Origin of the sequence: Prochlorococcus marinus XMU1405, assembly GCF_017696275.1 — a bacterium.
GTDB classification, from domain to species: Bacteria; Cyanobacteriota; Cyanobacteriia; order PCC-6307; family Cyanobiaceae; genus Prochlorococcus_A; species Prochlorococcus_A marinus_AB.
Genome location: NZ_JAAORF010000002.1, coordinates 241,664 through 253,390, shown reverse-complemented (window position 1 = coordinate 253,390; position 11,727 = coordinate 241,664). Strand labels below are relative to the sequence as shown.

The 11,727-nt window shown below is 28.5% G+C and carries 22 protein-coding genes and 1 tRNA gene; 8 read left to right on the top strand and 15 right to left on the bottom strand.

The features are described 5' to 3' along the window. Window positions 1–34: 34 nt before the first annotated feature. The 3 genes from HA148_RS04925 to HA148_RS04915 are packed head-to-tail and all read right to left on the bottom strand — an operon-like array spanning window position 35 to window position 1,017. Window positions 35–346, bottom strand: coding sequence for a TMEM165/GDT1 family protein (locus HA148_RS04925; RefSeq protein ID WP_209130714.1), 312 nt, complete (start codon window positions 344–346; stop codon window positions 35–37). Further along, on the bottom strand, window positions 347–673 hold the full coding sequence (locus HA148_RS04920) for a TMEM165/GDT1 family protein (protein ID WP_025923209.1): 327 nt from the start codon (window positions 671–673) through the stop codon (window positions 347–349). Further along, window positions 670–1,017 (bottom strand): YkgJ family cysteine cluster protein, encoded by a 348-nt coding sequence (locus HA148_RS04915; RefSeq protein WP_209128126.1) that lies wholly within the window; start codon window positions 1,015–1,017, stop codon window positions 670–672. The genes HA148_RS04920 and HA148_RS04915 overlap by 4 nt, the downstream gene beginning before the upstream one ends. A gap of 175 nt (window positions 1,018–1,192) precedes the next feature. Between HA148_RS04915 and HA148_RS04905 the strand changes: the two genes are divergently transcribed. Both HA148_RS04905 and HA148_RS04900 read left to right on the top strand, forming a co-directional pair. Continuing rightward, a complete protein-coding gene (locus HA148_RS04905; RefSeq protein WP_209130712.1) occupies window positions 1,193–1,954 on the top strand; it encodes an HAD-IA family hydrolase in 762 nt (253 codons plus the stop codon). Then, window positions 1,941–2,267 (top strand): DUF565 domain-containing protein, encoded by a 327-nt coding sequence (locus HA148_RS04900; RefSeq protein ID WP_209130710.1) that lies wholly within the window; start codon window positions 1,941–1,943, stop codon window positions 2,265–2,267. The genes HA148_RS04905 and HA148_RS04900 overlap by 14 nt, the downstream gene beginning before the upstream one ends. Before the next feature lie 3 nt (window positions 2,268–2,270). Here the strand turns inward: HA148_RS04900 and rpmF are convergent, their stop codons facing one another. Continuing rightward, window positions 2,271–2,444 carry a 50S ribosomal protein L32 gene (gene rpmF / locus HA148_RS04895; protein ID WP_025881531.1) on the bottom strand — a complete coding sequence of 58 codons (174 nt, stop codon included), beginning with the start codon at window positions 2,442–2,444 and terminating at the stop codon, window positions 2,271–2,273. Window positions 2,445–2,575: 131 nt separating this feature from the next. Here rpmF and ftsH point away from each other — a divergent pair, with 131 nt between their 5' ends. Further along, the gene (gene ftsH, locus HA148_RS04890; protein WP_209130707.1) at window positions 2,576–4,330 is read left to right on the top strand and encodes an ATP-dependent zinc metalloprotease FtsH; all 1,755 of its coding nucleotides are present in this window, start codon (window positions 2,576–2,578) and stop codon (window positions 4,328–4,330) included. A gap of 799 nt (window positions 4,331–5,129) precedes the next feature. Here the strand turns inward: ftsH and HA148_RS04885 are convergent. After that, complete coding sequence (locus HA148_RS04885) at window positions 5,130–5,714, bottom strand: peroxiredoxin (RefSeq protein WP_025881525.1); 585 nt, start codon at window positions 5,712–5,714, stop codon at window positions 5,130–5,132. 303 nt (window positions 5,715–6,017) lie between these two features. Here HA148_RS04885 and HA148_RS04880 point away from each other — a divergent pair, with 303 nt between their 5' ends. Beyond that, window positions 6,018–6,176 (top strand): hypothetical protein, encoded by a 159-nt coding sequence (locus HA148_RS04880; RefSeq protein WP_179852468.1) that lies wholly within the window; start codon window positions 6,018–6,020, stop codon window positions 6,174–6,176. Between the two features lie 5 nt (window positions 6,177–6,181). Here the strand turns inward: HA148_RS04880 and HA148_RS04875 are convergent, their stop codons facing one another. Next, on the bottom strand, window positions 6,182–6,403 hold the full coding sequence (locus HA148_RS04875; protein ID WP_209130705.1) for a hypothetical protein: 222 nt from the start codon (window positions 6,401–6,403) through the stop codon (window positions 6,182–6,184). 63 nt (window positions 6,404–6,466) lie between these two features. Then, window positions 6,467–6,637, bottom strand: a complete 171-nt coding sequence (locus HA148_RS04870) for a hypothetical protein (protein WP_209130703.1) — start codon at window positions 6,635–6,637, stop codon at window positions 6,467–6,469. A 201-nt stretch (window positions 6,638–6,838) separates the two neighbouring features. Here HA148_RS04870 and HA148_RS04865 point away from each other — a divergent pair, with 201 nt between their 5' ends. Then, window positions 6,839–7,015: a hypothetical protein gene (locus tag HA148_RS04865; RefSeq protein ID WP_209130701.1), complete on the top strand. Its 177-nt coding sequence runs from the start codon at window positions 6,839–6,841 to the stop codon at window positions 7,013–7,015. Window positions 7,016–7,655: 640 nt separating this feature from the next. Here HA148_RS04865 and HA148_RS04860 read toward each other — a convergent pair. Then, on the bottom strand, window positions 7,656–7,808 hold the full coding sequence (locus HA148_RS04860) for a hypothetical protein (RefSeq protein ID WP_209130700.1): 153 nt from the start codon (window positions 7,806–7,808) through the stop codon (window positions 7,656–7,658). Between the two features lie 73 nt (window positions 7,809–7,881). Here HA148_RS04860 and HA148_RS04855 point away from each other — a divergent pair, with 73 nt between their 5' ends. The 3 genes from HA148_RS04855 (at window position 7,882) to HA148_RS04845 (ending at window position 9,052) form a co-directional block, all read left to right on the top strand. Further along, window positions 7,882–8,247, top strand: a complete 366-nt coding sequence (locus tag HA148_RS04855; protein WP_209130698.1) for a hypothetical protein — start codon at window positions 7,882–7,884, stop codon at window positions 8,245–8,247. A 266-nt stretch (window positions 8,248–8,513) separates the two neighbouring features. Further along, complete coding sequence (locus HA148_RS04850) at window positions 8,514–8,666, top strand: hypothetical protein (RefSeq protein WP_209130696.1); 153 nt, start codon at window positions 8,514–8,516, stop codon at window positions 8,664–8,666. Beyond that, a complete protein-coding gene (locus HA148_RS04845) occupies window positions 8,663–9,052 on the top strand; it encodes a hypothetical protein (protein ID WP_209130694.1) in 390 nt (129 codons plus the stop codon). Before HA148_RS04850 ends, HA148_RS04845 begins: the two co-directional genes overlap by 4 nt. Window positions 9,053–9,075: 23 nt before the next feature. On the opposite strand, the gene HA148_RS04840 is transcribed toward HA148_RS04845, so the two are convergent. From HA148_RS04840 to HA148_RS04810, 7 genes are all read right to left on the bottom strand, one after another. Continuing rightward, the gene (locus HA148_RS04840) at window positions 9,076–9,249 is read right to left on the bottom strand and encodes a hypothetical protein (protein ID WP_209131090.1); all 174 of its coding nucleotides are present in this window, start codon (window positions 9,247–9,249) and stop codon (window positions 9,076–9,078) included. Between the two features lie 324 nt (window positions 9,250–9,573). Continuing rightward, window positions 9,574–9,825 carry a DUF1651 domain-containing protein gene (locus HA148_RS04835; RefSeq protein ID WP_209130692.1) on the bottom strand — a complete coding sequence of 84 codons (252 nt, stop codon included), beginning with the start codon at window positions 9,823–9,825 and terminating at the stop codon, window positions 9,574–9,576. Window positions 9,826–9,836: 11 nt separating this feature from the next. Beyond that, window positions 9,837–10,124: an ATP-dependent Clp protease adapter ClpS gene (clpS, locus tag HA148_RS04830; protein ID WP_209130690.1), complete on the bottom strand. Its 288-nt coding sequence runs from the start codon at window positions 10,122–10,124 to the stop codon at window positions 9,837–9,839. A gap of 67 nt (window positions 10,125–10,191) precedes the next feature. Beyond that, window positions 10,192–10,265, bottom strand: a tRNA-Met gene (locus HA148_RS04825). Window positions 10,266–10,294: 29 nt separating this feature from the next. Then, entirely contained in the window at window positions 10,295–10,777 is a 483-nt protein-coding gene (locus HA148_RS04820; RefSeq protein ID WP_209130688.1) for a tRNA (cytidine(34)-2'-O)-methyltransferase, read from the bottom strand. A 2-nt stretch (window positions 10,778–10,779) separates the two neighbouring features. Beyond that, window positions 10,780–11,340 (bottom strand): bifunctional adenosylcobinamide kinase/adenosylcobinamide-phosphate guanylyltransferase, encoded by a 561-nt coding sequence (locus tag HA148_RS04815; RefSeq protein WP_209130686.1) that lies wholly within the window; start codon window positions 11,338–11,340, stop codon window positions 10,780–10,782. A 10-nt stretch (window positions 11,341–11,350) separates the two neighbouring features. Further along, the gene (locus HA148_RS04810; RefSeq protein ID WP_209130684.1) at window positions 11,351–11,662 is read right to left on the bottom strand and encodes a fusion glycoprotein F0; all 312 of its coding nucleotides are present in this window, start codon (window positions 11,660–11,662) and stop codon (window positions 11,351–11,353) included. Window positions 11,663–11,727: the final 65 nt, after the last annotated feature.

Here is an 11,727-nt window from a genome sequence, read left to right as displayed (position 1 = left end):
CTTCATTATTACACCTTATTATCCAAGCTTAAAACTAATTATTTTCTTTCTCTTCTTTTTCTTCTTTTTCGATGGTGAAAGAGTTGATAAAAAGCCTTATACCAATGATAAAAAATGTAATGGACGCTATTGACTTAAGAACTACTTCGGGTAAAAAACTTGAAATAGAACCACCTGTTAAAGCTCCTAGTAAACTTGCAAAAACAAGTGCTGAAGAAGATCCTAGAAAAACTGCTAATGGTTTATTTGAAGTGCCACTTATAGTTAAAGTAGCTAATTGAGTTTTGTCACCTAATTCAGCTATGAAAACGGTTATAAATGTTGATAGTAATAAACTTAAAACCATTTATAAATAATTTTTAAATGTTTCATAAGCTAAAAATATACTTATCAATATCATTAAAGTACCAGTAGATAAAGCAAATTTGCTAGGAGATATTTTTTTTGATACCCACTTACCAATAAGAACCCCTACTATGCTAGAGCTTATTAATGCTAGAGAACTTCCAAGAAAAACGACTATTGGCCTGCCCGATTCAGCAGAAAGCATTAATGTGGCTATTTGAGTTTTATCGCCAAGTTCAGCAATAAAAATTGTTGTAAATGTCGTTATAAATATTGAAAAAAAACTTTTTTCTAGATTGTTTTCTTTTTTTTCTAATTTACTATTCATTTTCCTGAAACAGCAATTCTAAAAGTTTTCATCTCTTTACTTTGGTATCCATAATTTGATGAAATATGTTGTTTGCAGCAATCTATTAAAAATTTATCGCCAGATTTCAAATATCCTTTAAATGAAGTTGAAAATTCACTTACCCTGCAAAAATGTGGTCTGGTTTCATAAATTAAGCATTTTTTATTTTCTCTGTCCAGATTTTTACACCAACCGTCTTTAGCCGTCATCGAATTAATCAAGGCTATATCTTCTTTGTTAAGTTTGTTAGCCAAATCGCTTCTTTCATTCAAGTCGAATTTACAACAAGCTCCACAATTTTCTATACATGTCCATGATTTCATAATTTAATTCAATCTTGTAACGTATCAGTACAGTTTCGTCATTTATTTGTAAAAATAGTATCACAAAACATATTCATTAATCATGGCAACACTTATTCCTTTGGCTGTAGTTGCGTTAGCAGGACCAGCAATAATTGCTCTTGTATTTTACCGTAGATAAAAGAAATTCTTTTTAGTGAACTATCTTGAGGGTGTTTATTGGGATTTAGATGGTACTATCGCAAATACTGAATTAGAGGCCCATTTGCCTGCTTTTAATAATGCTTTTAATGACCTTGGTATTGATTGGAATTGGGATACTAATACATATATAAAACTTCTGAAGATAAATGGGGGCAAAAATAGGATTGCTTATTACGCTAAATCTAATAGTGATAATTTCTCAGAAGATTTAATTCTCAAAATTCATGAAACAAAGCAGTTTCATTATTTAGAAATTATAAAAAAAAATTGCGTTAGTTTAAAAACTGGTGTTTTTAGATTAATAAAAGAATTACATAGAAAAAAAGTAAGACAATTTATTGTTACTTCAAGTTCAAGAATTCAAGTCAATCTACTTGTTGATTATCTTTTTAATGGCTTCAACCCTTTTGAGTTCATTATTTCAAGCGAAGACGTTGAATTAAAGAAACCAAATCCATTGCCATATTTAAAGGCAATCCAATTAAGTGGTATAAACAAAAACAACTCAATTGTTTTTGAAGACTCCATTCCAGGATTGAAATCTTCCATGGCGGCTAACTTGCCTACAATTTTTGTCCCTTCAAATATCCCAATTGTTCTTGAGGAAAATATTAAATTGGATTGTATTTTAGACAGTCTTGGTGATGAGAATAATGTGGCAAACGTAATTAAAGGCCCTAAACTAAAAAAATCATATGTTAACTATAGTTTTCTAAGTGATTACTTAGTCTCTTTTAGTAATGCAAAAAACTAATTTTTCAAGAATCACCTACCAGTTAAATAATTTATTTTTTGGTTTTCTAAGTGATACTTGGAGGACAAAATCTATTGGACTAATTTCTGTTTTGACAGGTTATTTTTTGTTCGCAAATTTTCTTACAAAATTTATCTCTGAAGGTAAAAATGAGTTAATTATGGTCCCAATAATTATTGTTTTTATTGAAATTATTATAAGAATTAAACCTACCGCGAGTTCAAAATTTTATTATCTATGGACCGTAGTTGATAAATTAAGAATTGGTGCAATTTATGCCGTTATACTTGAGGCATTTAAATTAGGCTCTTAATAGCTATTCTTCTTCTTCTTCTTCTTCAATAGGATAAACAAAACCTTGAGCTTTCCCAGTTAAAACTGATTTACCTAGAGATATAGCTTTTTGAGCAGCTATTGCCGCTTTACCTTTCCAGACAGCATGTCTTTGATTCCTTTTGCTCTTCGATTTTTTCTTCTTTGGTACAGCCATTCTGTTTCTTTATTTCCATATAATAATATAACCTTTAACTGGTTATCTCCAAAACTTTTGAGTATATTTTGTTTATATACTTCAATTTTTTAAATAAGCATATATGCTTTATTAATCACTTATAAAGATTAGTGTTTAGATCAAAACTCTCATATTCAGATTCTAAATCAAGTTATTCGGATCTTCTAGAAGATATAGAGACAGGGAAAATAGAATCAATATTTTTCTATCCTAGGCAAAGAGAGATTGATGTTCTGTATAAAAATGGCGATAAATTTAAAATACCTATCCTTTACAACGATCAATTAATACTTGAAAAGGCCACTGAAAATAAGGTGGATTTAACTATTAACAATAGTAGAAAAGAAGCCTCAGCTGCTAATTCATTTGCTTCAATAAGTCTTTTCCTGATTTTCATATTAGCTATAGTCTTAATCTTAAGGAGTACATCAAAATTGGCTTCCAGAGCTTTTGGTTTTACCAAAAATAAAGCTAAATTTGTAACTATTGATGATGTGGAAACGAGATTCGATGATGTAGCTGGAGTCCCTGAAGCTGCTGAGGAATTAAAAGAGGTAATAACATTTTTGAAAGAACCAAAGAAATTTGAAAATCTTGGTGCAAAAGTTCCTAAGGGAGTTCTTCTTATTGGCCCACCAGGAACAGGTAAAACATTATTAGCTAAAGCAATAGCTGGTGAATCAGGAGTGCCCTTTCTCTCAATATCAGCATCAGAGTTTGTAGAACTCTTTGTTGGTGTAGGCGCTAGCCGAGTTCGGGATCTATTCTCTAAGGCTAAGGAAAAATCTCCTTGTATAATCTTCATTGATGAAATTGATTCTATTGGTAGGCAAAGAGGATCTGGGATTGGAGGTGGAAATGATGAAAGAGAACAAACCCTTAATCAGCTTCTAACTGAATTAGATGGTTTTGCTGATAATTCCGGGATTATTGTTTTAGCAGCAACAAATAGACCAGATATTTTGGATGCAGCATTATTAAGACCAGGTAGATTTGATAGAAAAATTGAAGTAATGCTTCCAGATTTAGATGGAAGAAAAAAAATTCTTTCAGTTCACTCACTTTCCAAACCACTTTCAACTGAAGTTGATTTAGGATATTGGGCTTCTAGAACAGTTGGATTTTCGGGAGCAGATCTTGCAAATTTAATGAACGAGAGTGCTATTCACTGCGCAAGAGATGAATCAAAATTAATCAGTGATCTTCATATAGAAAATGCTCTCGATAAAATTACCATTGGCCTAAGAAGTTCGTTAATAACTTCTCCAAATATGAAAAAAATAATTGCTTATAACGAAGTAGGCAGAGCTATTGTATCTGCCGTGAGAAATGGAATTGAATCAGTTGATAAAATTACAATTTTGCCTAGATCTGGATCTATAGGAGGATACACAAAAATATGTCCCGACGAGGATGTAATTTCTAGTGGCTTGATTTCAAAAAAATTATTATTTTCAAAAATTGAAATTGCTCTAGCTGGAAGAGCAGCAGAAACGATAGTTTTTGGTGAAAGTGAAATTACACAATGCTCCCTAAATGATATCTCTTATGCGACTAATATAGTAAGGGAAATGGTTACAAAATATGGATTTTCAATTATTGGTCCAATTTCAATGGATTCTGATAATAATGAAATGTATTTAGGAGATGGATTATTTAGAAGAAAGCCTCTTATAGCAGAAAATACCAGTTCTAGAATAGATAATGAAATCATAAATATTTCTAAAATTTCATTAAATAATTCAATAAAAATATTGAAAAAAAATAGAGTCCTACTAGATAAATTAGTTGATATACTTTTAAATCAAGAAACTATAGATAAAAAAGTTTTTAAATTAACAACTTCTAAATTGTTGAAAGTTTGATTTAATTGTTTTAAATTAAAAAAATATTTTCTTGATAATTAAAAACACTACAACGAAGTTATTAGTTACACTCTCATTTTTACTTATTCTTCCATTTGTACAAAAACAATGGTTTAATTTGTATTCATTCAATATTAATGATATTTCCTTTTATTCAATCCTTTACTATTTGAGCGGTGCAATATGTCCATCTTTAGTATGTTTATACTCTTTAAAAAACTACACAAGCTATGATTTTAATAAGAAAAAAATTCATAGTATAAAAATAATTAAAGGAAAAAGATTATTATTCTTTGTAGCAATAAATTTAATAGTTCTCTCATACTTAATAGCTGATTATATTTATATAAATTTTGATCTTATATTTAATTTATTTCTTGAAGAAATTAATGTACTAAAACCGAATATTCAACAGTTAAGTTTTTTTATATTTTTAATTTCTATCTTATTAATTTTTAAGAAATCTAGGTTTTTGTTAAAAAAAATAATATTGGTAAATTTTATTTTGATTTCTCTCTATCTTTGGCATCTTCAAATTAATAACATTAGTGTTGATGATCAGTTTCATATTTATAGATATTTTGGTTTAAATGACTTAAATTTAATTAATCTTTTTATCCTAGTTGCCATAGAAATTTCTTTCTATACGTGGTCCTTCATATCATATAAAAATAATTTAAGCGATTGGATTGTGCCCAAACCCCAAAAAGGGGATTTTATTCCCTTTTTGAATATATTTATTTTTTATTTTTTTATAATTATTTATTACTCAATACTTACCTAAATGATTCTATTCCTTCTATAGCGCAGAAAAATATTCCTTACTACCTTTGGGGTCCTCTAACATTGTTTTCTCGCCTGGGGTCCAGTTTGCTGGACATACTTCATCTGGGTTTGCCGCAACGTATTGATAGCCTTGAAGAATCCTTAGTGTTTCATCAACATTTCTTCCTACAGGAGCCTTGTTAACAGTAGTATGCATAACTACTCCTTCGGGATTGATAAGAAATAAACCTCTATCAGCCTCCCCATCATCATTTAGAACATTGTACGCCTGGCAAATTTCTCTTTTTAAGTCAGAAACTAATGGATAGTTAATATCACCTATACCACCTTCATTTCTTGGAGTTTGTATCCAAGCCAAATGACAGTGTTTGCTATCAACTGATACCCCAAGTATTTCCGTATTAAGTGCCGAGAAATCTTGGTATCTATCACTAAATGCAGTGATTTCAGTTGGACATACAAATGTAAAATCTAGTGGGTAAAAGAATAAAACAACCCATTTACCTCTTAGACCTGAAAGTGTAATCTCCTTAAACTCTTGATCATATACTGCTGTAGCACTAAAGTCTGGTGCTTCTTGGCCAACTCTTAAGCTCATGAAAAAATTTGTCCTTATTTAAATTATGTATGGTCTGAATGACCGTAATAAGTATTATAATTTTATTAATAATGAATTAGCAAGTTTTTTTTTAATTCAATGAAATGGCATTATTCCTTCACTAGAAAATTTACAATTTTGAATTACAATAAACTTTTAAAAAATCTCAAAAAGGAATTAATTAAATATCCCATAAAAAGGCTTGACGATAAAAATTCTAATTAAAAGATATTTTATTTTATTTAAGATTACTTTAAATTCAACTCTCTATAATTAGAAATATTCTTTTAAATATTTTTAATTATGGCTAAATATATTGAAAGACTTAAGGAAAAAGTTAAAATAAAAAAATTTGATTCTAATCAGCCAATTGGAGCTTGGATTTTTGTTGTAATTTTGAATATAGTTGGATTTGCGGGTTATTTTTACTTAAAGGTGAATCATATACAACTAGGTAGTTAAAAAACTTATCTTATTTCCTTTTTAATTGAGCGACAAAAATTTTTTAGTCTTTCATTTCTCGTTAAGTCAGGTAAAGTCCAAATTGATTCAATCGAAGGTAATGGATCTTTACTCCATTCTTTGAATTCTTCCATTATCGAAGCATTATTTAATTTTGATGTATTCTTTTTTCTTTTTTTTAAATATTTTCTTATCACTGTAAGATTTGCCTCAATATATTCCCTCATAATAAATACTTGGTCTTATATTAATTTATCATCTAGCAGGTTTTGCTATAAAGCAAAAATTAATTAGACATTTTGAACTGCTTGAAAAAGTCCAAACGAATAACCTCCTATTAAAATCCAACCAAGTACACTTGATATTATTGTAGATCTTCTATTGTGTCTCCTTAAAGCTGATTCAATCATTTCATTAACTTCATCTCTATTAAGGTATTCCTTCTTGGAGTTTTCTTTCATTTTTTTTTTTTTTTTTACAATAAACGAATTTATAAGAAAGTGAGCTAAAGATTTTTACTTATCAGTAAAAGTATTATTTTCGATGATTATTTAAATATTCATCATATTTATCATTAAATATTTTATGAAATTTTAAAAGTAAATTTTAATATTATAAGTTAAGGTATAGGCATTGAAGAATCATAGTATTTTATTCAAACAATGAATATTAATGATAAATCTGTTTTAGAAATGCTTAATAAACTTATTGCTATTAATAGGCTAAATAAAATTCAAATTCTTCAAATGGTTAATTTAGTTTCAGTATCAAATGATTTCAATGATTTAAAGGATAATTTGAAATGGGAAAGTTCTAAATCATTTCATCAAAAATTTTAAAATACATAAACTCCTTTCTTGATTATTATGAATTCTTAAAATTTAAATAAAAGATAAATAATATTAAAAAAAAAGATAAATAATATTTAAGTGAATTAATTAAGAGTTTTAATAATTTATATAAGCTATTCAAATAAATTTTTGTTGATAATTTTTCTTATAGGAAACTTGCTCTTGATTTATATAATTAAATGTTCTTTTTTTATCCTTGCTAAATGATTTAATTAGTATTGTAGAAGTTATTATTATTATGAGTATGATTAGTAAATCTCCAATAGTAACCCCTCTCTCCTTAAGATTCATAATAAAACATATATTTTTTTAAATATAGCTTTTTTTATTTGATAAACTAATATTTTTAACAAATCTGCTAAGAATATATATTAAGGAAATATAAAAAGAATATAAAAATTTTAATACTACAACCTTTTGAGTCATATAAAAAAAGTAGATTAATTATTTATATGGAAGTCAAAAGAAAAATTAGTAGTTGTAACACTCCTGATTTTTTTTCTAAAGAGATGATTATCACAAAAAAATCACTTAACCAAAATCAACTCAAACTTACTTATCAAAAACGGTTAATTTCAGATCTAGATTATAAGCACAAGGAATGGTCAAAATCTATTGAAAGTAATTTTTAAAACCTTTCGTTGATTATACTTAAAAGTTTATTTCTTTTACTTGTATTTTTCTCTTCCCAATTAAGTTTTACTTCATCATTAATGATAGGCTTTGCTTCATAAGCTAGATACCAAAGAATAAATCCGGCAGGGAATATTAAAATATGCATAGCAAAATTAGTTGACTTAATTCAAATATAGTGCAACACTTATAATGTGCAAGTGTGACACTAATTTTTAATTATGCCCTCTCCGAGGAAAAGAATTGGTTTTTTGCCAAGTGAAGAAGTGCATGAAATTATTGAAAAATTGTGCACAGCTAATGAGTTCAGTCAGTCAAAAGTCACAGGTTTATTGGTCGAAGAAGCGTTGAGGTCTCGAGGTGTGTTAAATGAATCTTATGATCAAAATCTAAATGATAAAAGGGAATTTATAAACTTTTCTTTTGATTACGAATCATTTTCTGAAAATAATAAATCTCCACTTGATGTTGACAAATATGCAGTTAATAAAAAAATATTATCTGATGATATCCAAATGATGCATCAGTTTATTGAGTTTAAGTATTTTAAGAAAGTTATGAAGCGAAATAACAACATTATTGAATGAATAGTGTCACACTATTAATGTTTACTTGAGAATTATTTCAATAGAATTTAGAAATTAAGAAAAGATAAATATTTTTGAATATTTGTAATCAACTTCTTAAAGAGGGATCGAAAATAAGTTGAATCTTTAAAAATTCAGCGGACTAAATCCTCGTGGAGATATGAACCTTAGCCCGCTTTAAAAAAATAGCAATAAAAAAATATAAATACAATAAGTATGTAAATTTACTTTTGATTTAAAATTGGAATATTAAAACTCTAAATAAAATGGCAGTAAGTGAATTAAATGAAGATACACAGGATCAAATATGTGATCTTCTTGAAAATCTTCAGCAGATAGAGAAACTTAAAAATAAAGATATACGAATTTTGCTTGATAAAGTAGTTAGAAAATATGGAGGAAAAGTAGAAAATAAATGAAACGCCTATTAATCCCACTATTAGTTTTGCTTACTTTACCAAGTGTTGTTCATAGCTCACACTTAAATAATCAGAGAAAACTTATAATCACCTCAGAAAGCACTAGGGAATCAATCGAGTTGGCAAAATATCTTAAAGATAATGGTGTAGTTAAATATTCAGCATATTGGTGTCCTAATTGCCTTAATCAAAGTGAATTATTTGGTAAGCAAGCTTATAGAGAACTTAATGTAGTTGAATGTTCAAGAGATGGCATAAACAGTCAAACTCAATTATGCATTGATAAAAAAATCAAAGGGTTTCCTACATGGGAAATAAATGGAAAACTAATTTTAGGTGTACTTTCACTAAAAGAGTTATCAAAGTTGACTGGATTTAAGAAATAAGAAATATTTAAGAATATTAATGGCTAGATATTAAAGGTTATTTCTTGAGTACCTTTCATACATCCTGCAGCTGGATAGTTAATTACTTTTTTTGATATCAATCCAAAACTTATAGCAACTATTCCAATACCAAATAAAGCTCTATATCTTTTGCTTGAGATGAGATACTTCATTTGGTATTTATAATTATTAGACATTAGGGATTATTAAATTATAACGTGGATTTTTTGTAAAAAAAATAAAAAGTAACCCTAGATCTTTAATTTTTTAAAAATTTTAGATATTGGATATCTTGAAAATCCATAATCAATAAATGCTTATACATCTTTTTTCAGTATTTTTAGTTTGTATTCGACAGTCTTTTTATAATAAAAATGAGACTCTTCTTTTTTTAAGAAAAATAAAGAATTTAATGTGACTCAAGGAATGGCTTTGTTAGTTTTGAAGCCATTAAATTTACCCGCTAACTACGCCCTAAATCTAATAATTTATATAATTAATCCTAGTAACGATATTGGATACTAATATTTTTCCCAAACTGGTTTGGTTCTCCTCCAACCTTGAGCGATTAACTTTCTCCATACATTTCTAGCTTTATCAACTTTAAGTTCTTCTCTGGTTGTCATAAGAGGTGGTTCTTTTCCTAAAACACCAAGAATTTTTCCAGAATCAATAAACATATATTCAAAAAATTTATCTTTATTTTGATTGTTCTTTGAAAACCTTTTAACCCTTGAACGATTCGAATTTATAAGCCAAAAATTTTCTGTCAATCTTACTTATTTTATGTTTTCTCAATTGGAGCCATGGTTAATCCTTTGCTGAATAGTTGCTCATGATATAGCTCTGCCTGTTCAAGATTACCTCTCCACACCTCTGCGGATCCTGTCTTGTCAACTTTGATGGTTAGATCCCACGCCCTTTGTTCATTCATGCTTGGGATTATTGTTAGAAGACAATTTGCGACATGCTGAAAACTATTAAAATTGTCATCAAGAACTATAACTCTTGCTTCTGGATATTTTGCTTTAGATTTTTTTGGATCTAAGACTGTGCCGAGTGAATTAAACATTATTGTCTTTAATAGTTCAATTAAATTGAAATCTCACCTATGTTCTTCAATTGAAAAGTATTGAAAATGTCTCGAGCGTGACTTGAACACGCGACCTGCGGGCTATGAATCCGCCGCTCTAACCAGCTGAGCTACCGAGACATGGGAATATTGTAAGGCATTGATTGTACTTAATTACCATTTTGAATATTTATTTGTTTGTGGGCCTCATATATAGCAATTCCGCAAGCTACAGAAAGATTTAGACTTCTAACACCTTTTTGTTCATTGTTTCCAGTCTGTATATTCGGCATAAATATTGATATTAAAAAGTCGCTTTTATCAATAATGGAATCGGGTAATCCTGAATCCTCTCTCCCAAATAGCAAAATATCATCTTGCTTAAATTTAAAATCCTTCAAATATAATCCATTTTTTTTACTAAAAGAAATTATTCTTTTTGTTGATTTTGACGCTAAAAATTTTTCAAAATTCTCATACTGATTAACAGTAACTATAGGCCAATAGTCTAATCCTGCTCTTTTTAAATATTTATCTTCTAGCTTAAAACCCAAGGGCTCTATAAGATTTAAAGGTATATTAAATGCAGCGCATGATCTGGCAATATTACCAGTATTTTGTGGGATTCTAGGTTCAAAAAGAGCGACTTCCAATTTTAAGTAGGTATTTCAATACTTAATTCATCTATTTTGATTGCTCTGCCATTTATAGCGAGCCAATTATCTTTTGAAATTTTGGTTATTCTCTTTTGAAGTTCGCCGATTCTTTCAATATATGTATTACCAATTTTATATTCAGAGACCAAACTCCAACCTACTTGTTCTCCAACAATAATTGTTACGCTTTTTCTTTTCATTAAGAGACTTATAAGTGAATTCATTTTTGTTGACCATTCATTTTGTTTCTTGCCAATACTTTTCATAACGAATCCGCCAATAGAATCTATTAATAATGGACCTTCTTCTTTCCTTAGTGTATTTAATAAATCTGTCGTTTCTATTAATTTCCAATCTTTTGGCCTTCTTTTTCGATGTAAATTAATTTTATCTTGCCATTCTTTATCATCCAAATTGTTTTCAGATAAAGCAACATATGATAATTTTTTCACCTTCTTTGCAAGATGCTCCGCGAATTCACTTTTGCCACTCTTTGTACCCCCTGTAATAAAAACTATATAAGATGAATCTTCACTAATATTTAAATCCTTGGCATCCATAAATTCTCTATTATTTAGAGAAATACCACCATGTTGCTAAAGGAATAATTGTGGCAGCAATTAACAAACCTATAACTATATAAGTAGCAGTTGAACTCTCGGTATCTTTTGATCTCATAGTGTTAAAGTTTGGATCCACTACAGGGTTGTCGATAGATGAGGGCTGACTTTTTTCGTAATTTATAACAGTCTTCTGTTGAGTAATACCAAAATATTTATTTATACTATTAATTTCATTTGCGTATGTAGTCGAAGGTATAAGAATAAGAATAAATCCAGTAAAGATAAGGGAAAGAATATATTTATTGATGTTTAGGTTCATTTTGAAAGGTTTTGGTTAATTATATATTAAAAACAATATGATTGAGTAATTTTAAATGTACTAAA